Source organism: Arsenicicoccus sp. UBA2120, assembly GCF_002330965.1.
GTDB lineage: Bacteria > Actinomycetota > Actinomycetes > Actinomycetales > Dermatophilaceae > Arsenicicoccus > Arsenicicoccus bolidensis.
Genome location: NZ_DCYC01000036.1, coordinates 1 through 26465 on the forward strand (window position 1 = coordinate 1; position 26465 = coordinate 26465).

At 71.4% G+C, this 26465-nt stretch carries 23 protein-coding genes; 9 read left to right on the forward strand and 14 right to left on the reverse strand.

Annotated elements, in window-relative coordinates; genetic code table 11:
• On the forward strand, positions 1-1083 hold a 1083-nt coding region (locus tag B2P18_RS04570), incomplete at its 5' end, for a glycine C-acetyltransferase (RefSeq protein WP_286956127.1).
• Here B2P18_RS04570 and B2P18_RS04575 read toward each other — a convergent pair.
• Positions 1058-1885, reverse strand: coding sequence for a serine hydrolase (locus tag B2P18_RS04575; protein ID WP_286956131.1), 828 nt, complete (start codon positions 1883-1885; stop codon positions 1058-1060). The two genes, B2P18_RS04570 and B2P18_RS04575, sit on opposite strands and share 26 nt — an antisense overlap.
• A gap of 18 nt (positions 1886-1903) precedes the next feature.
• Here B2P18_RS04575 and B2P18_RS04580 point away from each other — a divergent pair, with 18 nt between their 5' ends.
• Together B2P18_RS04580 and B2P18_RS04585 are read left to right on the forward strand one after the other, a co-directional pair.
• Positions 1904-2581: a C40 family peptidase gene (locus B2P18_RS04580; RefSeq protein ID WP_286956134.1), complete on the forward strand. Its 678-nt coding sequence runs from the start codon at positions 1904-1906 to the stop codon at positions 2579-2581.
• Positions 2578-3450 carry an EamA family transporter gene (locus B2P18_RS04585; RefSeq protein ID WP_029210485.1) on the forward strand — a complete coding sequence of 291 codons (873 nt, stop codon included), beginning with the start codon at positions 2578-2580 and terminating at the stop codon, positions 3448-3450. Before B2P18_RS04580 ends, B2P18_RS04585 begins: the two co-directional genes overlap by 4 nt.
• Positions 3451-3478: 28 nt before the next feature.
• Here the strand turns inward: B2P18_RS04585 and B2P18_RS04590 are convergent, their stop codons facing one another.
• The 3 genes from B2P18_RS04590 to uvrB form a co-directional block, all read right to left on the reverse strand.
• Complete coding sequence (locus tag B2P18_RS04590) at positions 3479-4468, reverse strand: TerC family protein (RefSeq protein WP_029210484.1); 990 nt, start codon at positions 4466-4468, stop codon at positions 3479-3481.
• 203 nt (positions 4469-4671) lie between these two features.
• Positions 4672-5094: an MmcQ/YjbR family DNA-binding protein gene (locus B2P18_RS04595; RefSeq protein WP_286956137.1), complete on the reverse strand. Its 423-nt coding sequence runs from the start codon at positions 5092-5094 to the stop codon at positions 4672-4674.
• Positions 5091-7202, reverse strand: coding sequence for an excinuclease ABC subunit UvrB (gene uvrB, locus B2P18_RS04600; RefSeq protein ID WP_029210482.1), 2112 nt, complete (start codon positions 7200-7202; stop codon positions 5091-5093). Before uvrB ends, B2P18_RS04595 begins: the two co-directional genes overlap by 4 nt.
• 123 nt (positions 7203-7325) lie before the next feature.
• On the opposite strand from uvrB, the gene B2P18_RS04605 reads away from it, so the two are divergent.
• Positions 7326-8252: a siderophore-interacting protein gene (locus tag B2P18_RS04605; protein ID WP_286956139.1), complete on the forward strand. Its 927-nt coding sequence runs from the start codon at positions 7326-7328 to the stop codon at positions 8250-8252.
• 148 nt (positions 8253-8400) lie between these two features.
• The gene (locus tag B2P18_RS04610; protein WP_286956140.1) at positions 8401-9486 is read left to right on the forward strand and encodes an acyltransferase family protein; all 1086 of its coding nucleotides are present in this window, start codon (positions 8401-8403) and stop codon (positions 9484-9486) included.
• A gap of 36 nt (positions 9487-9522) precedes the next feature.
• Here the strand turns inward: B2P18_RS04610 and coaE are convergent, their stop codons facing one another.
• Together coaE and rpsA are read right to left on the reverse strand one after the other, a co-directional pair.
• On the reverse strand, positions 9523-10713 hold the full coding sequence (gene coaE, locus B2P18_RS04615) for a dephospho-CoA kinase (protein ID WP_286956144.1): 1191 nt from the start codon (positions 10711-10713) through the stop codon (positions 9523-9525).
• 214 nt (positions 10714-10927) lie between these two features.
• Positions 10928-12442, reverse strand: coding sequence for a 30S ribosomal protein S1 (gene rpsA / locus B2P18_RS04620; protein ID WP_019286063.1), 1515 nt, complete (start codon positions 12440-12442; stop codon positions 10928-10930).
• A gap of 152 nt (positions 12443-12594) precedes the next feature.
• Between rpsA and B2P18_RS04625 the strand changes: the two genes are divergently transcribed.
• Both B2P18_RS04625 and B2P18_RS04630 read left to right on the forward strand, forming a co-directional pair.
• Positions 12595-13497, forward strand: coding sequence for a class I SAM-dependent methyltransferase (locus B2P18_RS04625; protein WP_286956147.1), 903 nt, complete (start codon positions 12595-12597; stop codon positions 13495-13497).
• Positions 13498-13558: 61 nt separating this feature from the next.
• Positions 13559-15259, forward strand: coding sequence for a formate--tetrahydrofolate ligase (locus B2P18_RS04630; protein WP_019286065.1), 1701 nt, complete (start codon positions 13559-13561; stop codon positions 15257-15259).
• Between the two features lie 42 nt (positions 15260-15301).
• On the opposite strand, the gene mnhG is transcribed toward B2P18_RS04630, so the two are convergent.
• The 7 genes from mnhG to polA all read right to left on the reverse strand — a co-directional run bounded on the left by mnhG (position 15302) and on the right by polA (position 24331).
• Positions 15302-15634 carry a monovalent cation/H(+) antiporter subunit G gene (gene mnhG / locus B2P18_RS04635; protein WP_019286066.1) on the reverse strand — a complete coding sequence of 111 codons (333 nt, stop codon included), beginning with the start codon at positions 15632-15634 and terminating at the stop codon, positions 15302-15304.
• A complete protein-coding gene (locus tag B2P18_RS04640; RefSeq protein ID WP_019286067.1) occupies positions 15631-15999 on the reverse strand; it encodes a monovalent cation/H+ antiporter complex subunit F in 369 nt (122 codons plus the stop codon). The genes mnhG and B2P18_RS04640 overlap by 4 nt, the downstream gene beginning before the upstream one ends.
• A complete protein-coding gene (locus tag B2P18_RS04645; RefSeq protein ID WP_286956156.1) occupies positions 15996-16538 on the reverse strand; it encodes a Na+/H+ antiporter subunit E in 543 nt (180 codons plus the stop codon). Before B2P18_RS04645 ends, B2P18_RS04640 begins: the two co-directional genes overlap by 4 nt.
• Positions 16535-18121: a Na+/H+ antiporter subunit D gene (locus tag B2P18_RS04650; RefSeq protein ID WP_286956159.1), complete on the reverse strand. Its 1587-nt coding sequence runs from the start codon at positions 18119-18121 to the stop codon at positions 16535-16537. The genes B2P18_RS04645 and B2P18_RS04650 overlap by 4 nt, the downstream gene beginning before the upstream one ends.
• Positions 18118-18588: a Na(+)/H(+) antiporter subunit C gene (locus tag B2P18_RS04655; RefSeq protein WP_239263517.1), complete on the reverse strand. Its 471-nt coding sequence runs from the start codon at positions 18586-18588 to the stop codon at positions 18118-18120. The genes B2P18_RS04650 and B2P18_RS04655 overlap by 4 nt, the downstream gene beginning before the upstream one ends.
• A complete protein-coding gene (locus B2P18_RS04660) occupies positions 18585-21410 on the reverse strand; it encodes a Na+/H+ antiporter subunit A (RefSeq protein ID WP_286956163.1) in 2826 nt (941 codons plus the stop codon). The genes B2P18_RS04655 and B2P18_RS04660 overlap by 4 nt, the downstream gene beginning before the upstream one ends.
• 221 nt (positions 21411-21631) lie before the next feature.
• Positions 21632-24331: a DNA polymerase I gene (gene polA / locus B2P18_RS04665; protein WP_286956166.1), complete on the reverse strand. Its 2700-nt coding sequence runs from the start codon at positions 24329-24331 to the stop codon at positions 21632-21634.
• Between the two features lie 19 nt (positions 24332-24350).
• Between polA and B2P18_RS04670 the strand changes: the two genes are divergently transcribed.
• A complete protein-coding gene (locus B2P18_RS04670) occupies positions 24351-24791 on the forward strand; it encodes a hotdog fold thioesterase (protein WP_019286074.1) in 441 nt (146 codons plus the stop codon).
• A gap of 48 nt (positions 24792-24839) precedes the next feature.
• Here the strand turns inward: B2P18_RS04670 and B2P18_RS04675 are convergent, their stop codons facing one another.
• The gene (locus B2P18_RS04675; protein ID WP_084412429.1) at positions 24840-25478 is read right to left on the reverse strand and encodes a GNAT family N-acetyltransferase; all 639 of its coding nucleotides are present in this window, start codon (positions 25476-25478) and stop codon (positions 24840-24842) included.
• A gap of 141 nt (positions 25479-25619) precedes the next feature.
• Between B2P18_RS04675 and B2P18_RS04680 the strand changes: the two genes are divergently transcribed.
• A complete protein-coding gene (locus tag B2P18_RS04680; protein ID WP_019286076.1) occupies positions 25620-26402 on the forward strand; it encodes a DUF554 domain-containing protein in 783 nt (260 codons plus the stop codon).
• Positions 26403-26465: the final 63 nt, after the last annotated feature.

Sequence of the window (26465 nt, forward strand, 5' to 3'; positions counted from 1 at the left end):
TTCTGCGCCAACAACTACCTGGGGCTGGCCGACCACCCCGAGGTGGAGCGGGCCGCCGCGGAGGCGTTGCGCGAGTGGGGCTTCGGGATGGCCAGCGTCCGGTTCATCTGCGGCACCCAGAGCCAGCACAAGGACCTGGAGGCCGCGCTGTCCGACTTCCTGGGGACGGAGGACACGATCCTCTACAGCTCGTGCTTCGACGCCAACGGCGGTGTGTTCGAGGTGCTCTTCGGCGCCGAGGACGCCATCATCAGCGACGAGCTCAACCACGCCTCCCTCATCGACGGCATCCGCCTGTCCAAGGCCCGTCGGTTCCGCTACAAGAACGCCGACATGGCCGACCTGCGCACCCAGCTGGAGACCGCCCGCGACCAGGATGCGCGGCGGGTCGTCGTCGTCACCGACGGCGTGTTCTCCATGGACGGCTACCTCGCCCCCCTGCGCGACATCTGCGACCTGGCCGAGGAGTTCGGGGCGATGGTCATGGTCGACGACTCGCACGCCGTCGGCTTCGTGGGCGACGGCGGTCGTGGCACCCCCGAGCACTTCGGCGTGATGGACCGGGTCGACATCCTGTCGGGCACCCTCGGCAAGGCCCTCGGCGGTGCCTCGGGCGGCTACATCAGCGCGCACCAGGAGATCGTCGACCTCCTGCGCCAGCGGTCGCGCCCCTACCTCTTCTCCAACGCCGTGGCGCCCTCGGTCGTGGCGGGGTCGCTCAAGGCCCTCGAGATCGCCCGCGACTCCGCCGAGCCCCGCAAGGTGCTGCAGCGCAACGCCGAGCTCTTCCGCCGGCTGATGACGGAGGCGGGCTTCGAGCTGCTGCCGGGCGAGCACGCCATCATCCCCGTGATGTTCCCCGGCGAGGACGGCGCCCGCGAGGCGGGCCAGGTGGCGGACGCCATGCTCAAGCGAGGTGTCTACGTCATCCCGTTCAGCTATCCGGTGGTGCCGCAGGGACGCGCCCGCATCCGGGTGCAGCTGTCGGCGGCGCACTCGGAGGACGACGTGCGCTCCTGCGTCGAGGCCTTCGTCGCGGCCCGCGAGGAGATCGGCGTCAGGCCGGCTGCTCCGCAGGGGTGAGCCAGCCGAGCACGGCCTCGCCGACGGCGGCCAGCGCCGGCAGCACGCTCACCGAGTAGTCCTGCCCGTAGCGCTTGTCGTACATCCCCGTGGCTGTCACCGCCACCGCGGCCCAGGCCCCACCGGCCTCGATCAGGGCGACGTCGTGGCGGACGCCCGGCAGGTCTCCGGGCTTGGACCCGCGCACCACCCCGTCGGGCAGCAGCGCGGTCACGCCGTAGGCGTGCTGCTGCTCCGACAGCAGGGCGAGCGCCAGCCGGGTCTGCTGCTCCCCGAGCGCCTCGCCGGATCGCAGGACCGCTAGCAGCCCCGCCTGATCGGTCGCCGTCGTCGTGTTGTCCCGGCCCTCCCTGGCCGATCCGTCGTCCATCAGGTCACGCCGGACGTGGGTGTGCCGGAGCCCGAGCTCCACACCGCACCGGGTGACCCGGTCGTGCCCCAGCAGCCGCAGCAGCAGGTTGGCCGCGTCGTTGTCGGACAGCGTCACCATGAGGCGCAGCAGCTCGACCACCGACAGCTCGGCCACCGACGGCAGGAGGCTGAGCGCCCCCGCCCCGCCCACGCGCGCCTCGGGGATCTCGAGGGTCTGGTCGAGGCTCAGCCGGCCCGCCTCGACCTCGCGCAGCGTCGCCACCAGCACGAGCACCTTGACCAGGCTGGCGGCCGGCACCTCGCGGTCGGAGTCCCAGCCGGCGACGACCCCCGCCGGGCCGACCACCTGGATGCTCAGCCTCCCGGGGGCGTGACGGACGATGTCCTTGAGGTCGCGCTGGAGGGTCTGGCTCGCGTCGGTCGGCTGCATGCAGGCAGTATGACGCGGGTGACCGCACTCCACCTCGTCCGCACCGACGTGGCCGACGTCTGGACCCGTCCGCAGCAGGCCGACCTGGACGAGTACGCCGACCAGGCCGACCTGGACGAGCAGGACTCAGCCCGAGCCACCCAGGTCGTCCGTGCCGAGCCCGTCCTCATGACGGGGCGGGACGCCCGCTGGGCTCACGTCGTGGCGCCCTGGCAGCCCAGCAGCCTCGACCCTCGTGGTTATCCCGGCTGGGTGCGGGTCGCCGACGTCGCGCCGGACCCGGTCCTGGTCCTGCCGCAGCCCCCGAGGCCCGCGATCCCCTGGAGCGGCGAGGCCCTCCTGGAGGAGGCCCGGGCGCACCTGGGCACGGCATACGTCTGGGGTGGGACCTCCCCCGGTGCGCTGGACTGCTCCGGCCTGGTCCACCTGGCCGCGCGCAGCCTCGGCGTCGTGGTCCCCCGCGACGCCCACGACCAGCAGGCCGTCACGACGCCCGTGGCCCTCGGGGCGGAGACTGCCGGTGACCTCTACTTCTTCGCGCGGGCGGACGAGCCGGCGCACCACGTCGGCCTGGTCGTGCGCCCCGGCGTCATGCTGCACGCACCTCAGCGCGGCGCCGTGGTCGTGGAGGAAGGGCTCGACGACGACCGCCGCGCGACCCTCACCGCCGTCGGACGCCTGGAGGCTGCCGTATGACGACCCCCACCCGCCGCAGCACTCCCCTGCTCCTCGTGCTCGCCGCCATCGTCTCCGTGCAGTTCGGCGGCGCCCTGGCCGCCCTGCTGGTGCCGGTGATCGGGCCCATCGCCACCGTGGCCCTGCGACTCGGCCTCGCCGTCCTGATCCTGCTGGTCGTCGCCCGCCCCCGGCTTCGTGGCCACAGCCGACGGGCCTGGTGGGCCGTCCTCGCGTTCGGCGTGAGCCTGGCGCTGATGAACTCCACCTTCTACGCCTCCCTCGAGCGCCTCCCCATCGGCGTCGCGGTCACCATCGAGTTCGTCGGTCCGCTGGCGCTGTCCGCGGCGCTGTCACGGCGCTGGACGGACTCGGTGGCCGTCCTGGCCGCGCTGGGTGGGGTGGCCCTGATCTCCGGTGCCCTCACCGTGCCGTGGGCGGAGCTGGACCACGTCGGGATCGCGTTCGCGGCGTCCGCCGGAGCGTTCTGGGCGGCCTACATCGTCTGCAGCCAACGGGTGGGCCGGCACTTCGAGCAGCTGGAGGGATTGACGCTCGCGATGGTCGTGGCCTCCGTGCTCGTCATCCCGGTCGGTGTCGCGACCGTGGACCTCTCGCGGGTGACGGCGACGATCGTCGCCGCCGGCGTCGGCATCGCCCTGCTGTCGAGCGTGATCCCCTACTCCTTCGAGCTGCTCGCGCTTCGTCACCTGGACGCCCGGGTGTTCGGGGTGCTCCTGTCGCTCGAGCCGGCCACCGCCGCGCTCGCCGGGTTCCTGGTGCTGCACCAGACCCTCGACGGCCTCCAGCTGGTGGGCATGACGCTCGTGGTCGTCGCGAGCGCGATCGTCATGGGCACGAGCAGGCCCCGGGCCGCCGACATCGGCTGACCCGGGGCCCGAGGAGCCCGTCGACCGGTCAGTGCTCGAGACCGGCCTTCTCGTCCTTCTTGGACTTCCACAGGCTCGCGACCGTCGTGACCCCGAGGATCAGCACGATCGCACCCAGGGAGACACCGATCGGGATCTCGGGGGCCCACTCGATGTGGTGGCCGCCGTTGATGAACGGGAGGGTGTTCTCGTGCATGGCGTGCAGGATCAGCTTGACGCCGATGAAGGCCAGCAGGACCGCCAGGCCGAGCCCGAGGTAGACGAGCCGCTTGAGCAGGCCACCGATGAGGAAGTAGAGCTGTCGCAGACCCATCAGCGCGAAGATGTTGGCCATCAGCACCAGGAAGGGCTCCTTGGTGAGGCCGAAGATCGCCGGGATCGAGTCGAGGGCGAACAGCAGGTCCGTGGTGCCCAGCGCGAGGATCACCAGGAACATCGGCGTGATGACCTTCTTGCCGTCGACGTGCGCGAACATCTTGGGGCCGTGCCACTCGGAGGTGGCGGGGAAGCGACGGGTCACCCACTTCGTGAAGGCGTTCTCCTCGTACTCGTCGTCGTCGCTCTCACCCTCGAAGGCCAGCTTGACGGCGGTGTAGATGAGGAAGGCACCGAAGAGGTAGAAGATCCAGGCGAACTGGTTGATGAGCGTGGCTCCGACGGCGATGAAGATGCCGCGCAGGACCAGCGCGATCATGATGCCGATCATCAGGGCGGTCTGCTGGAGCTTCTCCGGCACCGCGAACTTGCTCATGATGATCAGGAAGATGAAGAGGTTGTCGATCGAGAGGGAGTACTCGGTCAACCACCCGGCGAAGAACTGCAGGCCGTAGTCGGCGCCGGCGAAGGACCACACCCCGATGCCGAAGACGATCGCCGAGCCGACGAAGAAGGCCAGGTGGCGCAGGCACTCCTTCATGGTCGGCGTGTGCGGGTTGCGGGCCATGTGGATGACGTCGAAGACCAGGAAGAGGACGGTGACGCCGACGGAGGCGATCCAGACCCAGGTGGGGATGTTCACGGTTGGACGAGGCCTTTCGGTGGGGAGGGGGAGGCCGTTCGTCGGAGGTCTCTCCCGCCCGAGGCGGACCGGTGCCCCGGGCCCCTGGGACGACGTGTCCGCCCAGGTCCGTGCTGACGAGGCCACCGCGTTGGGGATACTCCCCTCCGTGGTCGATCGCGTGATTCTTTCACAGTCACGGGTGTTCCTCGCGCCGTGCCCGCTCAGGCCGGCCGTCTGCTCCTCGGCAGCGCGGACACCACGCGGTCGTAGGACTCGTCGATCGCTTCGCGGATCTCGTCCGCCGGGATCCCCGCGCCCACGCGCAGGACGTTCCACCCGTGACGGCCGATGTAGGCCGAGACCGAGGCGTCCTGCGGGTAGCGCCGCAGCCACTCGTCGGCCTCGTCGCGGTTGCGCCCCAGCTTGAGGCCGACGGCGTCGCCCGCGCCCATGAAGGCGAAGATCTTGTCGCCGACCTTGGCCACGACGTCGCCCTCCCACGGCTCGTCACGCCAGGCGCCGGGCTTGGCGAGGCAGTAGCCGATCAGCCCCGCGCCATCGCCACCCTCCGACGTGCCCGGCTCCTCGTCCACGCCCTCGTCGCCCGCGTCGGCCTCGCGCCGCCGGGACTCGTCCCCGGTCACTTGGTGGCCTCCGTCATCTGGCGCAGCTCCTTCTTGAGGTCCCCGAGCTCGTCGCGCAACCGGGCCGCGAGCTCGAAGTGCAGCTCTGCGGCGGCCTGGTGCATCTGCTGGGTGATCTCCTGGATGAGCTCGGCGAGCTCGGCCGCGGGCATGGACTGGGCCTGCTGGAGCAGCGCGCCCTTGTCGCCGGCGGCAGCACCCGCGACGGCGCCGCGGCCCTTGCCCTTGGCCCGCGACTGACCGCGCCCGCTGCCGAGGAGCGCCTCGGTGTCGGCCTCCTCCTTGGCGATGAGGTCCGTGATGTCGGCGATCCGCTTGCGCAGCGGCTGGGGGTCGATGCCGTGCTCCCGGTTGTAGGCGACCTGCTTCTCGCGGCGACGGTTGGTCTCGCCGATCGCCTCCTCCATGGACGGGGTGATCGTGTCGGCGTACATGTGCACCTGCCCGGAGACGTTGCGGGCGGCACGACCGATCGTCTGGATCAGGGACCGGGCGGACCGCAGGAAGCCCTCCTTGTCGGCGTCCAGGATGCTGACGAGCGACACCTCGGGCAGGTCCAGGCCCTCGCGCAGCAGGTTGATGCCCACCAGGACGTCGTACTCCCCCATGCGCAGCTCGCGCAGCAGCTCGACGCGGCGCAGCGTGTCGACCTCGGAGTGGAGGTAGCGGACCCGCACGCCCTTCTCGAGGAGGTAGTCGGTCAGGTCCTCGGCCATCTTCTTGGTGAGGGTCGTGACGAGCACGCGCTCGTCCTTGGCCGTGCGCTCCCCGATCTCGTGCAGCAGGTCGTCGATCTGGCCCTTGGTGGGCTTGAGGACGATCTCGGGGTCGATCAGCCCGGTGGGGCGGATGATCTGCTCCACGGCGCCGTCGCCCTTGGCCAGCTCGTAGGGCCCCGGGGTCGCCGACAGGTAGACCGTCTGCCCGATCCGCTCGAGGAACTCCTCCCACTTGAGCGGCCGGTTGTCCATCGCGCTGGGCAGGCGGAAGCCGTGGTCGACGAGCTGGCGCTTGCGGGACATGTCGCCCTCGAACATCGCCCCGATCTGCGGCACGGTCACGTGCGACTCGTCGATCACGAGGAGGAAGTCCTCGGGGAAGTAGTCGAGGAGGGTGTTGGGCGCCGACCCCGGGGCGCGCCCGTCGATGTGCATCGAGTAGTTCTCGATGCCCGAGCAGGAGCCCACCTGGCGCATCATCTCGATGTCGTAGGTGGTGCGCATGCGCAGCCGCTGCGCCTCCAGGAGCTTGCCCTGCTGCTCGAAGGTCGCCAGCTGCGCCTCGAGCTCGCGCTCGATGCCGCCGATCGCCCGCTCCATGCGCTCCTCGCCGGCCACGTAGTGCGTCGCGGGGAAGACGTACATCTCCTCCTCCTCGCGCACGACCTCGCCGGTCAGGGGGTGCAGGGTGTAGAGCCGCTCGACCTCGTCGCCGAAGAACTCGATGCGGATGGCCAGCTCTTCGTACTGCGGGATGATCTCGACCGTGTCGCCCCGGACCCGGAAGGTCCCGCGGGTGAACGACAGGTCGTTGCGGGCGTACTGCATGGTCACGAAGCGGCGCAGCAGCTCGTCCCGCTCGATCTCCTGGCCGACCTTGAGGCGGACCATCCGGTCGACGTACTCCTGCGGGGTGCCGAGGCCGTAGATGCACGACACGGACGCGACCACGACCGTGTCCCGCCGCGTGAGCAGCGAGTTGGTGGCGCTGTGCCGGAGCCGCTCGACCTCGTCGTTGATCGACGAGTCCTTCTCGATGTAGGTGTCCGTCTGGGCGATGTACGCCTCGGGCTGGTAGTAGTCGTAGTAGCTGACGAAGTACTCGACCGCGTTGTCCGGCAGCAGCTCCCGGAACTCGTTGGCCAGCTGGGCCGCCAGGGTCTTGTTGGGCGCCATGACCAGGGTCGGTCGCTGCACCTGCTCGATGAGCCAGGCGGTCGTCGCGGACTTGCCGGTGCCGGTGGCGCCCAGCAGCACGACGTCCTGCTCCCCCGCGTTGATCCGCCGGGTCAGCTCGGCGATCGCCGTCGGCTGGTCGCCGGACGGGGAGAAGTCGGAGACCACGTGGAAGGGGGCCACGCTGCGCTGGAGGTCGGTCGTCGGTCGCATGCGACCCAGCCTAGGGCTCGGGTCCGACATACCCCCTCGCCGATGCGACCCGCCGCCCTCGCTCGACCCAGTCGGTCGCGCCGGGTTAGGCAAGCCTTGCCTACTCGGTGCTAGGGTCGCCCCGTGGCTGCCGACCTCTACCTGCCCCGCGACGTCGTGGTCGAGTCCGTCGAGGACCTCACCCCCTACCTGCGGCGGGTCGTGCTCACGGGACCCGACCTGGATCGCGTCCACCCGACCACGCTGGACCGCCGGATCAAGCTCGTCCTCCCCCGCGCCGAGGGGGACACGCTGCAGGACCTCCCGAGGGACGCGAGGTGGTACGACGCCTGGCGCGCGCTGCCCGACGACGCTCGACCTGCGGTGCGCACCTACACCGCCCGGGCCGTCCGCCCGCAGGACCGCGCCCTCGTCGTCGACCTGGTCCTCCACGACCACCCCGGGCCCGCCGGCCGCTGGGCCACGACGGCGCGACCAGGCGATCCCCTGGTGGCCGTGTGCCCCGTGGCGGGAGCCCCCGGCGCCGACCGCTGCGGCATCGCCTGGCACCCCGGCCGGGCGACGCAGGTCCTGCTCGCCGGCGACGAGACGGCGCTGCCCGCCATCGCCTCCATCCTCGAGAGCCTCGGTGACCACGTGACGGGCGAGGTGCTCCTGGAGGTGCCGAGCAGCGACAGCGACATCTCCACCAGCGACAGCACCGCCAGCAGTGACGGCGACCTCGCCCTGGACGCGCCCCCCGGCGTCACCGTCTCCGTCCTCCCCAGGGGCGCCCGCCCGCACGGGGAGGCGCTGGAGGAGGCGGTCCGGCATACGGCCTGGAGCCCGCTGGAGGAGTCCGAGGTGGCTCGGCGGGAGGCGCTCTCCACCGGCCCGGAGGAGATCCTGTGGGACGAGCCGCAGCACGCCAGCGCGGACCACTACGCCTGGCTCGCCGGGGAGAGCGGCCTCATCCGGCGGCTGCGCCGGCACCTGGTGGGCGAGCGAGGCTGGCCGCGGGACCGGGTCGCCTTCATGGGCTACTGGAGCCTGGGCCGCCCCGAGAGCTGAGTCGGCGGGACGGGGCAACCCGTCCCTGCCCCTTCATCGCGACGCAACGGACGCGTTCGGATACGGCAATCATCCCGGTTAGGGTGGTTTGGCATCCGAAGCCGCATGCGCCGTTGCCCCGACCCCGACCCGAAGGTTCCGACGACCCGTGCCTGCGACCTCCCTCCGTGCGACCCTGCCCGCCCGGCCCACGCCCGCCCCCGCGACGCCCGCCGCGCCGCGCCCACGCGCCGACCTCTCGGTGCAGTCGCTGCGCGGCCTCGCGGTCATCCTCATGGTCGCCGGCCACGTCATCGGCGACGACGGGGGCCGTGGGCTCCAGGTCGCCGACGACTCGCTCTGGCGGTCCGCCTACCTGCTGCTCGACGACATCCGGATGCCGTTCTTCACGCTGCTGTCCGGCTACGTCTACGCCCTGCGGCCGGTCCGTGGGGCCGACGCGGTGCCCGGCTTCCTGCGCCGCAAGGTCGATCGCCTGCTCGTCCCTCTGCTCTTCGTCGGGCTCACCACCATGGCCGTGCAGGCCGCGGTCCCGGGCACCAACGAGAAGCCCGGCGCCGAGTCCTTCCTGCAGCTCGTGGTCTTCGGCTACCAGCACCTGTGGTTCCTGCTGGCGGCCATGGTGATCTTCAGCCTCACCGCCCTCCTCGACGCCCACGCGCCGCAGTGGACCGCGCGGTCCCACGCCTGCCTCGTCACCGGCGCCTTCGCCCTGGCACTGTTCGTCCAGGTCCCGGCCCAGGGCAACGTCTTCGCCCTCAACCAGGCCATCTGGCTGTGGCCCTTCTTCCTCGTCGGCGCGGGCCTGCAGCGCTTCGGCCTCAGGACGACGGCCCCGCGAGTCGGGGCGCTGGCCGCCGTGACCACCCTCCTGCTGGTCACGGGCGCGCTCGGCCTCGCCGAGGGTCTGCCCTCCGCCGTCGTGCGGCTGCACGGCCTGGCCACCGGGCTCTGCGCCCTGCTGCTCGTCTACCTCGTCCGCGGCCGGCTGCACGCCTCGACGCTCGCTCGCCTCGGGGCCTACAGCTATGGCATCTACCTGTGGCACGTCCTGGGGGCCGCGGGCAGCCGCATCGTGCTGACCAAGCTCGGGCTCACGTCGACGGCGCTGCTCTTCGTCCTCGGGATCGCCGTCGCCATCGCCGTCCCGGTCGTTGCTGAGCGCACGGTGGGGCGCACCCGCTGGGGCGGCTGGTTGGCGTTCGGACGACGCCCCCGGCCGGCCACCTCCTGAGCCTCCCAAGGAGCCTGCCGACCGTCCCGCTGCCGCTCAGGAGTGCCAGCCGGTCCGGCGGGCCCAGGACTGCATGCGCGGCCAGATGTGGTTGAACCACGGCTCCTTCGCCTCGGCATACTCCCTGGTCGTGGCGCAGGTGCCGGCCAGCCGTCGCTTCTCGGTCAGGTAGTCCGCGCGGGCGTCCGCGTCGGACCGTAGCCAGTCGCGGTAGAGCAGGGCGTACTGCCAACCCGCACCCTCCGTCTCGCGCACGTGGACGTGGACGATCCGGCCCGGGTCGCAGGACCCGTGGAAGCGCTTGACCCACAGCGAGGGGTCGGGCAGCTCGTCCTTGACGTTGTCCATCGTGTTGTCCTTGGACCGCGGGAAACCGAGGTCCTCGAGGATGCGGACGAACTCGGGATCGTCGGCGTCGTGCAGGTCCGGCACGCCGATCTGCAGGTCGATGACGTCCTTGCCGGCCAGCCCGGGCACCGCGGTGGACCCGATGTGCTCGATCTCCGGGGCGCGGGTGTCCATCGCGGCACTGATCCTGGCGATGAGGCGGTCGGCCTGCTGGGGCCAGGTCTCGTCGTAGGCGACCAGGGTGGGGACGTCGGGCCGCCGGGCGCGCGTGCGGGTGCGCACGTTGTCGGCATACGGCCGCAACCGCTCGTGCCAGACCCGGTCCACCTCGGCCAACAGGTCGTCGGCCGTGCCGTTGTTGTCGATCAGCACGTCCGCGGCCGCGCGCCGCTGCTCGTCGGTCGCCTGGTGCTCCATGCGGGCCCGCGCGTCCTGCTCGCTGAGGCCGCGTCCCTCGAGCCGGCGGACCCGCGAGTCGTGGTCGGCCTCCACCACGACGACGAGGTGGTAGGCCGGTCCCATGTGCTTCTCGACCAGCAGGGGGACGTCGTGCACGACGATGGCGTCCTCCCCCGCCTCGGCCATGAGCTGCGCGGTCCGCCGCGCGATCAACGGGTGCGTGATGGCCTCGAGGTCTCGGCGGGACCGCTCGTCGGCGAAGACGATGCCACCGAGCGCCCCGCGGTCGAGCGCACCGTCGGGACCGACGACGCCGTCGCCGAACCTCTCCTGGACGGCCTGCAGACCCTCCGAGCCGGGAGCCACGACCTCACGCGCCAGCTGGTCGGCGTCCACGACCACCGCCCCCAGCTCGCCGAGACGACGCGACACGGTCGACTTGCCGGACCCGATGCCACCTGTCAGACCGATGCGAACCATGCACCGAGGCTACTCGCGCCGGGGCCCGGGCACCCGCCGGGGCCCTGACGACGCACCGGGCGACGCACCGGGCGCCGCACCAGGCGACGCACGGGGCGACGCACCGGGGGCCACCAGAGGCGCTCAACCCGGGCGGGCACGACGAGGCCCCGCCCACCGCAGGGGTGGACGGGGCTTTCGACGTGATCAGGCCGTGTGCGCCTGGTCAGTGGGCTCAGTTGGAGCCGGTGAGCTTCTCGCGGAGAGCGGCCAGCGCCTCGTCGGAGGCGAGGGTGCCCTCGTTGGACGAGGAGGAGGACGACGACGACGAGGAGGACGACGAGGACGTCGACACGCTCTCGGTGGCGCTGCCACCGGAGGAGTAGGACGTCGCGGCCTCCGGGTTGGCGGCTGCCTCGGCGTCGGCCTTGGCGGCCTCCTCGACCTGCGTCTTGTGGGCCTCCCACAGCGAGTGGGCCTCGGCGTACTGCTTCTCCCACTTCTCGCGCTGGGTCTCGAAGCCCTCGAGCCACTCGTTGGTCTCGGGGTCGAAGCCCTCGGGGTACTTGTAGTTCCCCTGCTCGTCGTACTCGGCGGCCATGCCGTACTGCGTCGGGTCGAAGTCGTCGGAGACGACGGACGCGTCGTTGGCCTGCTTGAGCGACAGCGAGATGCGGCGACGCTCGAGGTCGATGTCGATGACACGGACGAAGATGTCGTCGCCCACGTTGACGACCTGCTCCGGCAGCTCCACGTGGCGCTCGGCCAGCTCGGAGATGTGGACCAGACCCTCGATGCCCTCCTCGACGCGCACGAACGCACCGAACGGGACGAGCTTGGTGACCTTGCCCGGCACGACCTGGCCGATGGCGTGGGTGCGGGCGAAGTGCTGCCACGGGTCCTCCTGCGTCGCCTTCAGCGACAGGGAGACACGCTCGCGGTCCATGTCCACGTCGAGCACCTCGACGGTGACCTCCTGGCCCACCTCGACGACCTCGGACGGGTGGTCGATGTGCTTCCAGGACAGCTCGGAGACGTGGACGAGACCGTCGACGCCACCGAGGTCCACGAACGCACCGAAGTTGACGATCGAGGACACGACGCCGGACCGGACCTGGCCCTTGCCGAGCTCCTTGAGGAAGGTGGTGCGGACCTCGGACTGGGTCTGCTCCAGCCACGCGCGGCGCGACAGGACCACGTTGTTGCGGTTCTTGTCGAGCTCGATGATCTTGGCCTCGATCTCCTTGCCGACGTACGGCTGGAGGTCGCGCACACGACGCATCTCGACGAGGGAGGCGGGCAGGAAGCCGCGCAGACCGATGTCGAGGATGAGGCCGCCCTTGACGACCTCGATGACGGTGCCGGTGACGACGCCGTCCTCCTCCTTGACCTTCTCCACCGTGCCCCAGGCGCGCTCGTACTGGGCGCGCTTCTTGGACAGGATCAGACGACCCTCCTTATCCTCCTTCTGGAGGACCAGGGCCTCGACCTCGTCACCCACGGAAACGACCTCGGACGGGTCGACGTCGTGCTTGATGGAGAGCTCGCGGCTCGGGATGACACCCTCGGTCTTGTAACCGATGTCGAGCAGGACCTCGTCCCGGTCGACCTTGACGATGACACCGTCGACGATGTCTCCGTCGTTGAAGTACTTGATGGTCTCGTCGATCGCGGCGAGGAAGTCCTCCTCAGATCCGATGTCGTTGATCGCGACCTGAGGGGCGGTCTTTTCGACCGGGCTGGCAGTCATGTAGTAGGAACTCCGATGGTGGACAGGTTGAATAGGTGGGATCGTGCATGCCCGCCGTGGGGTCTCGCCGACCTCGTCGGGTCGAGTCCGCGCACGAACGTGCTCGTCCACCCTAACGGTCCTGTCATGCACGGGTCAAAGCAGGAGGCTGTATGACGACCGCCGAGCGCGGCTCCTTCGCCGCCGTCACGCGGCGCGGCACCGACCAGGCCGAGTCGGCGCGCGCCAACAAGGGCTGGTGGGACGCCGAGGCGGTGGACTACTACGCCGAGCACGGCGCGTTCCTGGGCGACGCCGACCTCGTCTGGGGTCCGGAGGGGCTGCGCGAGGAGACAGCTCGGATCCTGGCGCCGGCGGACCGCCTCGCCGGGCTCCGCGTCCTGGAGATCGGTGGTGGCGCCGCCCAGGGCGGACGGTGGCTGGCGGCCCAGGGGGCGGTGGTCGTCTCGACGGACCTGTCGACGGGGATGCTCGCGCAGGGACGCCGGATCGACGAGGGGCGGGCGGACGGCATACGGGCGGGACAGCCGTCGGCCTCCCCTGCTCACCCGCTCCCCCAGCACCCCCAGCACCCCCGGCTCCCCCTGCTCGCCTGCGACGCGGCGGCCCTGCCGTTCGCGCAGGAGAGCTTCGACCTCGTGATGACCGCCTACGGCGCGGTGCCCTTCGTGGCCGACTCCGCCGCGGTGATGCGCGAGGCCGCCCGCGTCCTGCGCCCCGGCGGGCGGTTCGTCTTCTCCACCACCCACCCGATCCGCTGGGCCCTGCCCGACGTGCCGGGAGAGGCGGGCCTGACCGTCACGAGCTCCTACTTCGACCGCTCGCCGTACGTCGAGGAGGACGACCAGGGACGGGCGCTCTACGTCGAGCACCACCGCACCCTCGGCGATCGCGTCCGCGAGATCACCGCCGCGGGCCTGCGGCTCGTCGACCTCGTCGAGCCGGAGTGGCCCGAGGACCACGAGGAGACCTGGGGCGGGTGGAGCCCGCTGCGGGGAAGGCTCGTGCCGGGGACGGCGATCTACGTCTGCGAGCGTCCGCCCCGCACGGGGTGAGGACGGGAGGACGTCCGGCCCCACCGTCGGGACGCCGGAGGACGTCCGGCATACTCGCCTCGTGGATACAAAGCCGTTTCCCTCAGACATCGAGATCGCGCGATCCGCTGATCTCGCCCCCCTCCCCGAGGTCGCCGCCACCGTCGGCATCGACGAGAAGTACCTCATCCCCTACGGGCGGCACGTCGCCAAGGTCGAACTCGAGGTCATCGACGAGCTGGCCGACCTCCCCGACGCCAGGTACGTCGTCGTCACCGCCATCACCCCGACCCCGCTGGGCGAGGGCAAGACGACGACCGCCGTCGGCCTGGCCCAGGGCCTGGCCCGCATCGGCCGCAAGCCCGTCCTCGCCCTGCGCCAGCCCTCGCTCGGGCCCGTCTTCGGCGTCAAGGGTGGCGCGGCGGGCGGTGGCTACAGCCAGATCGTCCCGATGGAGATGCTCAACCTGCACCTCACCGGCGACTTCCACGCGGTGACGGCGGCGCACAACCTGCTGGCGGCGATGGTGTCCAACCACCTGCACTTCGGCAACGAGCTCGGCCTCGACGACATCCAGTGGCGTCGGGTCATGGACATGAACGACCGCTCGCTGCGCAACATCATCGAGGGCTGCGGCGCCAAGACCGACGGCGTGACCCGTCAGGCGGGCTTCGACATCACCGCGGCGTCCGAGGTCATGGTCATCCTCGCCCTGGCCACCTCGCTGCGGGACCTGCGGGAGCGCCTCGGCCGCATCGTCGTCGGCTTCACCAAGGACAAGAAGCCCGTCACCGCCGAGCAGATCGGCTGCGCCGGCGCGATGTGCGTCCTGCTCAAGGACGCCCTGAAGCCCAACCTGATGCAGACGCTGGAGCACACGCCGGCGTTCATCCACGCCGGCCCGTTCGGCAACATCGCGATCGGCAACTCCTCGATCATCGCCGACCGCGTCGGCATCAAGGCCGGCGACATCCTGCTCACCGAGGCGGGCTTCGCGGCCGACATGGGCGCCGAGCGCTTCTTCAACGTCAAGTGCCGCGCGGCCGGGCTCACGCCTCAGGCGGCGGTCCTGGTCGCGACCGTGCGGGCGCTCAAGTCCCACTCCGGCCGCTTCGAGGTCAAGGCCGGCAAGCCGCTGCCCGAGGGCATGCTGCTCGAGAGCCCGCAGGACGTCGAGGCCGGGTGCGACAACCTGCGCAAGCACATCCAGATCATCCAGGACTTCGGCGTGCAGCCGGTGGTGGCCATCAACGCCTTCCCGACGGACCACCCGTCCGAGCACGAGGTGATCCGGCGCGTGGCCGAGGAGATGGGGGCGCGCTGCGCCGTGTCGACCCACGTCAAGGACGGTGGCGCCGGCGCCGAGGAGCTCGCCCGCACCGTGGTGGAGGCGTGCGACGACGAGGTGCACTTCACCCCGACCTACGACTTCGAGGACTCCCTCGAGGTCAAGATCCGCAAGGTCGCGACCAAGGTGTATGGCGCCAACGGGATCTCCCTGGAGCCGGCCGCGGCCAAGGCGCTGGCGATGTACACCGACCAGGGCTACGGCCACCTGCCCGTGCTCATCGCCAAGACCCAGATGTCTCTGTCCCACGACCCGGCCCTCAAGGGTGCGCCGCGCGGCTGGACCCTGCCGGTGCGCGAGGTCCGCCTGGCCGCGGGAGCCGGCTACGTCTATGCCATCTGCGGGTCGATGATGACGATGCCGGGCCTGTCGAGGTCGCCGGCCGCCATGCGCATCGACATCGACGAGGACGGCAACACGGTCGGGCTGTTCTGAGACGCTGACCCGGGGTCGGGCCAGCAGACGGGGGTCGATCGGCTACGGCCGGTCGACCCTCTCGTCGTCCCGGACGCCCGGCACCTGGCCGGTGCGGATCGCGGCGCGGCTGAGCAGGTGGGAGGACACGGGCGCGCTGGCCATCTGGAAGATCGCGACGAGCAGCAGCATGCCGATGTCGAGGGGCGAGTGCCGTCCGATGCCCACGCCGAGCAGCACCAGCAGGATCCCCAGGGTCTGCGGCTTGGTCGCCGCGTGCATGCGCGAGAGCAGGTCGGGGAAGCGGACGAGACCGATCGCGGCGCACAGGCACAGGAACGAGCCGAGGGCCAGGCAGACGAGCGCGGCGAGGTCGGCGACGGAGGTCCAGCTCATCGGTTGCCCCCGTCGTCGTCGACCACGCCCCGGTCCTCGTCGAAGCCGCTGACCTCGGTGGGCTCGGGCACGTCCGACCCGGGCTGCCCGGCCTGGCGCAGCCCCAGGTCCGAGTCCCCGGCGACGAAGCGCGACACCGCGACGGTCGCCACGAAGCCGACCAGCGACAGCGACACGAGGACGGGCAGCGTCGTCGAGTGGTCGCGCACGACCGCCTCCGCCCCCAGCGCGCAGATGATCACCGCCACGAGCACGTCGCTCGCGAGGGTGCGGTTGAGCACCGTCGGGCCGGTCACCATGCGCCACAGCACGAGCAGCGCCGCGGCCAGGAGCATGGCGACGATCGCCCAGACCAGCACGGTCATCGGTCGGCCTTCTCGTGCTCGTGGGTATGCCGCTCCGGCTGACCCGTGTCCTTGCCGAGGGCACGGCGCACCCGGTCCTCCAGCGCTGCGACCCGGAGACGCTCGGCCTGCAGGTCCGCGGGGTCGGTGCGGTCCAGGACGTGCATGGTGAGCACGCCCGTGGAGGGGTCGAGGTCGATCACGACCGTGCCGGGGACCAGCGACGTGAGCTCCGCGACGACGGTGCGCAGCAGGTCGTCCTCCACCGTGAGCTGCACCTCGATGACGGTGCCGGGGCCGATGGGCCGCGGCCGCACGGCGAGCCAGGCCACCGCGGCGCTGGCCGTGACCAGGTCCTTGAGGAAGGTGCCGAGCAGGACGAGCAGTCCCCAGGGGTGCACCCGGACGCCGGACATCACGTGCGGCAGGGGGAACAAGACCTGCACCACGAGGGCGACCAGGAGTCCCGCGAGGATATTGCCCCAGGAGAAGTTGCCCCACAGCAGGACCCAGACGACGGCGAGCCCGACGGTCGGGGTGAGACGCACGCGGTTGCTCATCGAGGCACCCCCTGCAGCACGGCGGTCGTGTAGCCGGAGCGGTCGCCGAGCTGGCCCGCTGCGGCGTCGGTGATCTCGTAGAGCGGCCCGGCCGCGACGGTGATGGCGACGCTCACCGCGACGAGCAGCGTGGTCGGCAGCACCGTGCCGAGCGCCAGGCGTCGCTCGGCGACGACCTGGGCCGCGTCGTCCCCGGTGACGACGAGCACGTCGTCGTCACCCCCGTCGTCGTCGGGGACGGCGGCACGGGGCGACCTCCAGAAGACACGGCCCCACACCCGGCTGATGGCGTACAGCGTGAGCAGGCTGGTGATCACGGACCCGGCGACGAGCAGGTAGGCGAGCCACGTGCCGGAGGCGACCCCGGCCTGGATGAGGCCGACCTTGCCGAGGAAGCCCGAGAACGGCGGGATGCCGGCGAGGTTCATCGCGGGGACGAAGAACAGCAGGGCTAGCCCGGGGGCGAGCCGCCCCAGCCCCCCGAGGTGGCTGAGCGAGGTGGACCCGCCGCGGGCCTCGATCAGGCCCGTCACCAGGAACAACGCGGTCTGGATGGTGATGTGGTGGGCGGTGTAGAAGATCGCCGACGACAGCCCCGCCTCGTTGCCGACGGCGATGCCGAAGACGAGGTAGCCGATGTGCGACACCAGGGTGAAGGAGATCAGTCGCTTGATGTCGTCCTGGGCGACGGCGCCCAGGATGCCGACGAGCATGGTCAGCAGGCCGGCCCACATCAGCAGGGTGTCCAGGCGACCGTCGGGGAACAGCAGCGTCTGGGTGCGGATCATCGCGTAGACCCCCACCTTGGTCAGCAGTCCGGCGAACACGGCGGTGACGGGCGCGGGCGCGGTGGGATAGGAGTCGGGGAGCCAGCCCGACATGGGGAACACCGCGGCCTTGATGCAGAAGCCGAGGAGCAGCATGCCGTGCAGCAGGCCCTGCTGACCCGGCGGGAGGGCGTCCAGCCGACCGGCGAGCTCCGCGAGGTTGACCGTCCCCGTGGCGGCGTAGACGAGCGCGATCGCGACCAGGAACAGCAGTGACGACAGCAGGTTGACCACGACGTAGTTGGCGCCCGCCCGGACCCGGGAGGCGGTGCCACCCAGCGTGAGCAGCACGAAGCTCGCGAACAGCAGCATCTCGAAGCCGACGTAGAGGTGGAACAGGTCCCCGGACAGGAAGGTCGTCGAGACGCCGGCCGAGAGGACGAGCATGGTGGGGTGGAAGATCGGCAGGGGCGCTCCCCCGTCGTGCTCGCTGTCGTCCGAGGCGCGGCCCTGGCCGATGGAGTAGAGCATCACCGCCAGCGTCACGGTCGAGGACACGAGCAGCATCAGCCCCGACAGCCGGTCCACCACGAGGACGATGCCGTCGGCCGGCGACCAGCCCCCGGCATGGACGACGAGGGTGCCGCGGGTGTGGGCCCCCCAGAGCAGGACGGCCGACACGATCACGGACGTCGTGAGGACGACGGTGCTCACGAGGCGCTGGATCGCCTGGCGTCCCGACGCCACGACCGTCAGCCCGGCACCGACGAGGGGCAGCACCACGGGCAGCGGCACGAGCAGACCTGGGTCGATCATCGGTCGCCTCCCTGGTCGTCGGTCGCCGTGTCGGCGAGGGCGTGCGGGTCGGTGGTGTCCGCGTAGTCGGTGTCGGGAACCTGGTCGGTGTCAGCCAGGTGACCGATCCGGGCGTCCTCGGGGTCGTCCTCGACGTTGTCGCTGGACGACAGCTGCCAGGACCGGTGCGCGAGCGCGAGGCAGTAGGCCGTCACCGCCAGCGTGATCACGATGGCGGTGAGCACCATCGCCTGCGGGAGGGGGTCGGAGATGCCGTCCGCGCCGACGACCACGCCCTCGGCGGAGGACTTGCTGACGATGGGTGCGCGGCCGGGCGCGCCGGAGGCGATCAGGAACACGACGTTGACGCCGTTGCCCATGAGCAGCACGCCGAGCAGGGCTCGCACGATGCTGCGCGCCATGACGAGGACCACGCCCGAGCCGAAGAGCACCCCGGCGAGGACCACCAGGGTCAGGTTGACGGTCATGCGTCCGACCTCTCGCTGATCTGCCGGTCCAGCGCGGCGCCCAGGGACCGGAGGATGTCGAGCATCAGACCGATCACGACGAGGTAGACCCCGAGGTCGAAGAAGACCGAGGACACGAGGTGCAGGTGCCCGACGAGGGGCAGCTCCACGTCCGCGTCCCAGCTCTGCAGGACGTCACCACCGACCAGCATGGAGACCAGGCCGAAGCCGGCGGACAGGAACAGCCCGGTCCCGAGCAGCGCACCCGGCATGAGTGGGAGGGCGGCCCGCAGCTCCACCCGGCCGCCGGCGAGATAGCGCACGGTGAGGGCCAGGCCGGCCACGAGCCCCGCCGCGAAGCCGCCCCCGGGGTTGTTGTGCCCGGCGAAGAGCAGGTAGAGGGACCACACCATGATGGCGGGGAAGATGAGGCGGGTGATGACGGCGAAGATCAGCGAGGGTTCCTCGGTGCGCTCCCCGGCGGGCACGGCCAGCCAGCTGGGGCGCTCCTCGCGCGTGCGGTTGCGCAGGCGCCGCGCCTCGTCGAGCCGCTTGCGGGTCGCCACGACCCGGTCGTGGCTGAGGTAGACGAGGCTGGCGACGCCGGTCGCGGCGACGAGCACCACGGCGATCTCGCCCATGGTGTCCCAGGCCCGGATGTCGACCAGGGCGACGTTGACGACGTTCTCGCCGCCGCCGAAGCTCGTGGCCCCGACCGGCCAGCCGGCGGACCCGGGCGGCGCGGTGCGTGCTCCGGCGGCGACGAGAGCTGCCCCGCTCACCAGCACGCCGGACACGACGCCGAGGGCGACGCGCAGGCTGCGGTTGGCACGCGAGGGGTTGTCGTTGAACTTGCCGCTGAGCCGCCGCAGGACGAGCACGAACACGACGATGGAGACGGTCTCGACGAGCACCTGGGTGAGGGCGAGGTCGGGGGCGCCGTGCAGCAGGAACAGCACGGCCAGCGCGTAGCCCGTGACCCCGACCAGGAACACGCCGCGCAGACGGCGGCGGGAGCGCACCGCCATCACGGCGGCCAGGCTGGCGACCAGCGCGACGCCGGCCTGGGCGGGGGTGTCCCACCAGCGGGTCTCGGGCGCCGAGCCGACCCCCAGGAGCCCGACCGCGGTCAGGCCGATGAAGACGACCAGGATCAGGCCGAGCGACAGCGGGAGCGAGCCTCGCTGCGCAACGCCCGTGACCTCGATGGAGCCGCGGTCGAGCGCGCGCATCACCCAGCGGTATGCCGAGACCGCCGCCGGTGGGTGAGGCAGCCGTCGCTGGACCGACTCGACCCGGCTGCGCACCGCCACCAGGGCCAGGCCGAAGGCTACCGTGAGGACACTCAGCCACAGGGCCGGCGTGAAGCCGTGCCAGAGCGCCAGGTGGATGGGGTGCGCTGAGGGCGGCCAGCTCTCGGCATACGGCTCGACGAGGTGCTGCGCGGCACCGAGGAAGGGGCTCGCGAGCACGCTCGTGAGCCCGAGGACCGCCGGGACCCACACGACGGGGCGGTGCAGGGAGTGGTAGGCCGTGTCCTCGCGCCCGGGCACGTCGCTCCACGCGCCGATCAGGAAGCGCGCGCTGTAGGCGAGGGTCAGCATGGAGCCGACGACGAGCACGACGAGCACGGGTCGGCTCCAGGCCTGGGCGCCGTGCCAGTAGGTCTCGTAGACGGCCTCCTTGCCGACGAAGCCGAGCGTCGGCGGGATGCCCGCCATGGACAGGGCGCAGGCGACCGACGCCGCGAAGACGACCGGCATGCGGTGGCGCAGTCCGCTCAGCTCACGGATGTCCCGGGTGCCCGTGGCGTGGTCGATGGCCCCGACGGAGAGGAACAGCCCGGCCTTGAACACGGCGTGCGCGACCAGCATGGCGAGGCCGGCCACGGCGGCCTCGGCGGACCCGGTCCCCACGAGCACCACGAGGAAGCCGAGCTGGGACACCGTGCCGTAGGCCAGGAGGAGCTTCAGGTCCACCTGGCGCAGGGCACGGTAGCCGCCGACGAGCATCGTCGTGCAGCCCAGGACGAGGACGACGGGGTGCCACGTGGCGGCGTCGGAGAAGCCCGGTGCGAGCCGCGCGACGAGGTAGATGCCGGCCTTGACCATGGCGGCGGCGTGCAGGTAGGCGCTGACGGGGGTCGGCGCGGCCATCGCCCCCGGGAGCCAGAAGTGGAAGGGCACGAGGGCGGACTTGGTGATCGCGCCGACGAGGAGGAGGGCCACGGCCACCGCCACCGTCGTGCCCGACGGCGGCTGCGCCAGGATCGACTCGAGGGAGTAGGTCCCCGCGGCCTGGCCCAGCATGACGATGCCGACCAGCATCGCCAGACCGCCCGCCGTGGTGACGACGAGGGCCTGGGTGGCGGCGTTGCGGCTGTCCTCGAGGTGGGACGAGTGACCTACCAGGAGGTACGAGAGGACGGTCGTGAGCTCCCAGAACAGGTAGAGCACGAGGAGGTTGTCGCTGAGGACCAGACCGGTCATCGCGCCCGCGAACGCCGTGAGGTGGGCGGCGAAGCGGTCCAGGCCGGGCTCGTCGGGCTCGAAGTAGCCCGCGCAGTAGACGAGGACGAGCGTGCCCACCACCCCGACGACCAGGCACATCAGCCACGCGAGAGCGTCCATCCGGAGCGTGACCGACAGCCCCAGGGAGGGCACCCACGTGACGTCCTCGCGGGGCGCCGTCCCGGACGTGGCTGCCGTCGTGCGCGCCAGCGCGAGTCCCGCGGTGGCGACCGACGGCAGGGAGAGGAGCCAGAACGCCCGGGGTCCCCAGAGCCGCACGAGCAACGGGGCACAGACGGCCGCGAGCAGGTGCAGACCGACGAGGGCAAGCATCGAGCTCCTGAGATTCTGTGGGTGCCAGGCGGAGGCGGACCCACCCAGACGGGTCTGCGGGGGTCTGACGGCGGGGGACGCAGAGAACTCTACGAGAGTTCGCTGGACCGGAACTGGTTGCCCGCCCCTCGGTCGGTGCCGATCAGCGTGCCGTCAGAGCCCCCGTCAGTGCCAGCTCGATGCCAGCTCAGTGCCCTCTCAATGCCCGCTCAGTGCCCGCATCAGTGTTCAGCGTCCTGCCACGAACGTCCCACCCCGACGTGCACGTCCAGCGGCACGTCGAGCTCGGCCGCCCCACCCATCTCGCGACGCACCAGCGCCTCCACCGTGTCCCGCTCCCCCGGCGCGATCTCGAGCAGCAACTCGTCGTGCACCTGCAGGAGCATCCGGGAGCGCAGGTCCTCGGCGCGCAGCGCCCGGTCGACGCCGAGCATCGCGACCTTCATGATGTCGGCGGCCGAGCCCTGGATCGGGGCGTTGAGCGCCATCCGCTCGGCCATCTCGCGACGGTTGCGGTTGTCGCTCGTGAGGTCGGGCAGGTAGCGGCGGCGCCCGAGGATGGTCGCGGTGTAGCCGGTGGCGCGCGCCTCGGCGACCACCTCGCGCAGGTAGTCGCGGACCCCGCCGAACCGCTCGAAGTAGCCGTCCATCAGCCCCTGGGCCTCGGCGGTGGAGACGCGCAGCTGCTTGGACAGGCCGAACGCCGACAGCCCGTAGGCCAGGCCGTAGCTCATCGCCTTGACCTTGGACCGCATCGCGGACGTGACGTCCTCGGGCTCCACCTGGAAGACCCGGGACCCGACGAACCGGTGGAGGTCCTCTCCCGTGCGGAAGGCCTCGATGAGACCCGCGTCGCCGGACAGGTGCGCCATGATGCGCATCTCGATCTGGCTGTAGTCGGCCGACATCAGCGACTCGTAGGCGACCGGCTCGTCGCCGTGGCGGCCGTGCCCCACCACGAACACCGAGCGGATCCGGCGCCCCTCCTCGGTGCGGATGGGGACGTTCTGCAGGTTGGGCTCGGTGGAGCTGAGCCGCCCCGTGGCGGCCACCGTCTGCAGGTAGGTCGTGTGGATGCGCCCGTCCTCGGCGACGGACTTGCGCAGCCCCTCGATCGTCGACCGGAGCTTGGCCGCGTCGCGGTGGCGCAGCAGCGCCTCGAGGAAGGGGTGCTCGGTCTTGACGAACAGGTCCGCGAGCGCCTCGGCGTCGGTGGTGTAGCCCGTCTTGGTGCGCTTGGTCCGCGGCATGTCCAGCCGCTCGAACAGCACGACCTGCAGCTGCTTGGGCGAGCCGAGGTTGATGCTGTCGTCGTCGATGGCCGTGTGGGCGTCGGCCTGGGCCTGGGCCACCATGTCGGCGAAGTGCGACTCCAGCCGGGCGAGGCCCTCCTCGTCGACCGCGATGCCCACCCGCTCCATCTCCGCGAGGACCCCGAGCAGGGGCAGCTCCACGTCGGCGAGGAGGTCGCGCTGCCCCGTGGCGACGAGCTCGCGGTCGAGGACGGCGGACAGGTCGAGGACCGCGCGGGCCCGCACCATGGAGGCCTGGGCCTCGGCGTCCTGGTCCGCCGTGAAGTCGAGCATGCCCTGGCCGTCGCCCGCACCCTCGACCCGCAGCTCGCGCTGCAGGTGCCGCAGGGTGAGGTCGGCCAGGTCGTAGGACCGTTGGTCGGGCCGCACGAGGTAGGCCGCCAGAGCGGTGTCCAGCTGGACCCCGGCGAGGTCCGTGAAGCCGCGGGCCGCCAGGGCGTGGAGCTGGCCCTTGGCGTCGTGCAGGACCTTGGGCACCGACGCGTCGGCCAGCCAGGCGCCGAGGGCGCCCTCGGCGTCCGGGGTGAGCGACGCCACGTCGAGGTAGGCGCCGGCCCCGTCCTCCGCGGCGAGCGCCACCCCCTCGACGTCTCCGGTGCCGCGGGCCCACCGACCGTCGACGACGAGGCCCACGGTCCCCGACCGGCCGTGGCTCTGCAGCCACTCCGCGACCTCGGTGACGTCCAGGACGGCCCCGTCGAGGTCGAAGCCCGACTCCGCCTCCGGCTCGGCCGACTCCACGGTGGCGAAGAGGCGGTCGCGCAGCACCCGGAACTCCAGGCCGTCGAAGACCTGGTGGACCTCGTCGCGCTCCCAGTTGGCGCGCTGCAGGTCGTCGATGCCGAACGGCAGGTCGACGTCGTGCACCAGCTGGTTGAGCTGCCGGTTGCGCAGGACCTGGTCGAGGTGGGCGCGCAACGACTCCCCCGCCTTGCCCTTGATCTCACCGACGTGCTCGACGATCCCCGCGAGGTCGCCATACTGCGTGATCCACTTGGCCGCGGTCTTGGGCCCGACCCCCGGCACGCCCGGGAGGTTGTCGGAGGTCTCACCCACCAGGGCCGCCAGGTCGCTGTAGCGCTCGGGGGTCACGAGGTACTTGGCCTCGACGGCCGCGGGGTCCATCCGCCAGACCTCGGAGACGCCGCGCACGGGATAGAGCAGGGTGGTGCGCTCGTCGACGAGCTGGAAGGCGTCCCGGTCGCCCGAGCAGATCACCACCTCGTCGAGGCCGGCGGCGGCCGCCTGCGTCGTGAGGGTCGCGATGATGTCGTCGGCCTCGAAGCCCTCGACCTGCACGTGCGGGATGCGCATCGCGTCCAGCACCTCCTGGATCAGCGACACCTGGCCCTTGAACTCGTCCGGCGTCTTGGCGCGGCCCGCCTTGTAGTCCGCGTAGGCCTCGGTGCGGAAGGTCTGGCGGGACAGGTCGAAGGCGACGGCGACGTGCGTCGGCTCCTCGTCACGCAGCAGGTTGATCAGCATCGAGGTGAAGCCGTAGACGGCGTTGGTGGTCTGGCCCGTCGTCGTCGAGAAGTTCTCGGCCGGCAGGGCGAAGAACGCGCGGTAGGCCAGGGAGTGTCCGTCGAGGAGCAGAAGTCGCGTCACGCATGGCAGCCTAGGCCGTATGACCGACACACCGGCAACAGCGACCGAGTCCGACCAGCCCACCCCTCTGGACCAGCTCCGGGACGCGGGTCGCGGCACGCTGATCGAGCGGATGGCGATCGAGCTGACCGAGGCGTCGGCCGAGCGCTGCTGCGGCACGATGGACGTCGAGGGCAACACGCAGCCCTACGGCCTGCTCCACGGGGGTGCCTCGGTGGTCCTTGCCGAGACCCTCGGCAGCATCGCGGCCATGCTGGCCGCAGGACCGGGCCGGTATGCCGTGGGCGTCGACATCAACGCCACGCACCACCGGTCGGTGCGATCGGGAGCGGTCAACGGGGTCGCCACCGCGGTGCACGTCGGCCGGACGACGGCGTGCTACGACGTCGTGATCAGCGACGAGCAGGGGCGACGCGTCTGCACCTCGCGGATCACCTGCGCCCTGCGCGACGAGGCCTGAGCCGCGTCACGCCCACCTCGTCAGGGATCGCCCGTCAGGACGGATGCATCAGGACGCGCTGGCGCGGGGCTGGACGATCTCGAGCGGCTGGGTGAGGCCGGTCCGGGCCCGCAGCGAGCGGCGCCGGGCCAGGACCTTGTCGAAGGGGCGGCCCTCCTCGCCGCTCAGGCGCCGACGCAGGGCTGCCGGTGAGGTGATGCGCCGCGTGACGGTCGAGGCGAACCCCATGCGGGCGAAGAACCGGTTGAGGTCGCGCGACTGGCTGGGGACGTTGCACACGACGTGCGTGGCGCCGGTCTGCTCGGCCAGCAGCGCCGCCTTGGCGAGGAGCAGGTGGCCGACGCCGCGTCCCCGACGGGCCGGGGTGACGTAGAGGATCTCGACCGTGACGCAGGCCGAGTCCGTCAGCGCGCTGAGGGGATCGCTCGTGGCGACCATGAGCCCGACCAGGTCGTCGTCATGCTCCGCGACGAGGGTCGTGACCCCCGGGCGGCTGAGCACCTGCTCGAGGCGCTCCGCACCCACCTGGCGACCGGTGGCGTCGCCGGTCGGCGTTGCGTCGGCCAGGGCCTCGGTCCACAGACGGTGCACACCGGCCCAGTCCTCGGGCCCGACCAGCCGCGCGACGGTCCACGACCGTGCCATGAGAAACCTCCAGGGAATCGCCGGGACGAACAGGTGGCTCATGCCTCCCCCGAAGCACTCTCCACGGAGAATATGGCACGGCCCCTCGTGGTTTGGATAGCCGGGGTGGCCCCGATCGATTCTGCCGGGCCCAGAGGCCGGTCCGTCGCCCACCGCCTGCGACCGGACGCCTACTCTGCGCCTATGAACGCTGCCTTTCCCGGCCTCGGCACGGTCGTCAACGTCGTCGCCGTCGTCCTCGGAGCCACCCTCGGCATGATGATCGGCAACCGGCTGCCCGAGCGCACCCGGTCGATCGTGACGGACTGCCTCGGCCTCACGACGCTGCTGATGGCGCTGCTGTCGGCCTGGGAGGTCACCTCAGCCAGCCTGACCGACGCCGTGGGGTCTGGCGCCCCCATGCTCATCGTCCTCGGCTCGCTGCTGCTGGGCGCGATCCTGGGCTCGGCCTTGCACATCGAGCGGCGCCTGGAGGGCCTGGCCGGAGCGGTCCAGCGTCGCGTCCACCGCAGCACTCCGGCGGCGGACGGCGACGGCGCTCAGGCCCACGCGGAGCGCGAGCGGTTCATCGAGGGCTGGCTGACGGCGAGCCTGCTCTTCTGCGTCGGGCCGCTCACCATCCTGGGATCGCTCAACGACGGCCTCGGCCGGGGCATCGACCAGCTCGCCCTCAAGTCCGTCCTGGACGGCTTCGCCGCGCTGGCGTTCGCCTCGACCTTCGGGATCGGGGTGCTGCTGTCGGCCGTCTCCGTGGCGGTCGTGCAGGGCGCCCTGACGATCGTCGGCGTCCTGCTGGGCTCGGTCCTGCCGGAGGCCCACATCGCGGCGCTCACCGCCACGGGCGGCCTGCTGCTGGTCGCGATCGCGCTGCGGCTGCTGCGGATCCGGGAGATCCCCGTCGGGGACCTGCTCCCGGCCCTCGTGGTCGCCCCGCTGCTCACCCAGCTGGTGGTCGCGCTCCGCTGACCCGGCAGCCCGTCCCCTCCCCTAAGAACCACAAGATCGTGAGGGTTTGGTCCAAGAATCGTG